Genomic DNA, 1,357 nt, shown 5'->3' with positions numbered 1-1,357 from the left:
GTAATGGGCCTGCTGCTGCGGGGCTCACTCCGTAATGTAATTATGGCGTAAAAACAACTGATACTTCAGTTACTGTGTTCTATTGATAATTAGTATTAAACCATCTTGCGGAGCATTTGCTCCGCAAGATGACCTCGCGATCTTGGGAGAATTATTTACCTGAGAAGTGGCTTGGAATCGCGTTTTGTGTAACGTGACGATCTAACAATGAGACGCCCAGTAGTATGCGCCTCTCGTATCGTGCACTAGGGAACCTCTGAACAACGCACCACAGATACGCGACACTACCCGCCTGATGTTGAGGGGTGATCCATGCAACTGACGTTCGGTGACGCTGAGGGCCTGGGCAAGCGCAAGCAGACGCGCCGGGAGATCTTCCTGGCCGAGATGGAGCAGGTCGTCCCGTGGCAGCAACTGCTCGGGCTGGTCGCGCCGCACTATCCAGTATCGGGGCGGCCAGGTCGGCAGCCGTACGCACTGGCGACGATGTTGCGGATTCATTTGCTGCAGCAATGGTATGCATTGAGCGATCCGGCGATGGAAGAAGCGCTGCACGAGATCCCGACCTTGCGGCGCTTTGCCCAGCTCGGTGGCTTGGACAACGTTCCGGACGAGACCACGATTCTCAACTTTCGGCGCCTGCTGGAGACCCATGGCCTTGCCGCGCGGATGCTGGAAGCGGTCAACGCGCACCTGGCGCGCAAGGGCCAGAGCCTGCGGTCGGGCACGATCGTCGATGCGACGCTGATCGCGGCGCCCAGTTCGACCAAGAATGCCGACCATGCGCGCGACCCTGAGATGCGTCAGACCAAGAAGGGCAATCAGTGGTATTTCGGGATGAAGGCGCACATCGGCGTGGATGAATTTTCCGGGTTGGTGCACCACGTCCATTGCACAGCGGCCAATGTCGCCGACGTCACGGTGACGCACGCATTGCTGCATGGCAAAGAAGACAGCGTGTTTGGCGACAGCGGCTACACCGGTGCGGATAAGCGCGAAGAACTGCAGGACTGCGAGGCTGCATTTTTCATTGCTGCCAAGCGTTCGGTGCTTCAAGCCATCGGCAACAAGCGGGAGCGTGCTCGGGAACAGCGTTGGGAACACTTCAAGGCCAGCGTGCGCGCGAAGGTGGAGCATCCGTTCCGGGTGATCAAGCGCCAGTTCGGTTACACCAAGGTCCGCTATCGCGGCCTGGCGAAGAACACCGCGCAGGTGCTGACGCTGTTTGCGCTGTCAAACCTGTGGATGAAGCGAAAGCAGTTACTGCCTGCCATGGGGAGCGTGCGCCTGTAACGCAGGCAACACCCTGCAAACACGCCGGAAACGGCAAAAAATCGAGGATCTGAGCGCCGTCAGC

1 protein-coding gene is annotated in these 1,357 nt (G+C 58.6%); it reads left to right on the top strand.

Annotated elements, in window-relative coordinates:
* Positions 1-312 precede the first annotated feature (312 nt).
* Positions 313-1,293, top strand: a complete 981-nt coding sequence (locus tag A7D17_RS19225; protein ID WP_064510573.1) for an IS5-like element IS1646 family transposase — start codon at positions 313-315, stop codon at positions 1,291-1,293.
* Positions 1,294-1,357: the final 64 nt, after the last annotated feature.

It is taken from the genome of Xanthomonas floridensis (assembly GCF_001642575.1).
In the GTDB taxonomy this organism is placed as follows: Bacteria; Pseudomonadota; Gammaproteobacteria; order Xanthomonadales; family Xanthomonadaceae; genus Xanthomonas; species Xanthomonas floridensis.
Note: the sequence above shows the minus strand (reverse complement) of the source record. Positions and strands in the feature narration are given on the sequence as shown.

Coding starts and splice junctions, on each gene's coding strand:
- A7D17_RS19225 (WP_064510573.1), top strand. CDS start 313: ATGCAACTGACGTTCGGTGACGCTGAGGGCCTGGGCAAGCGCAAGCAG.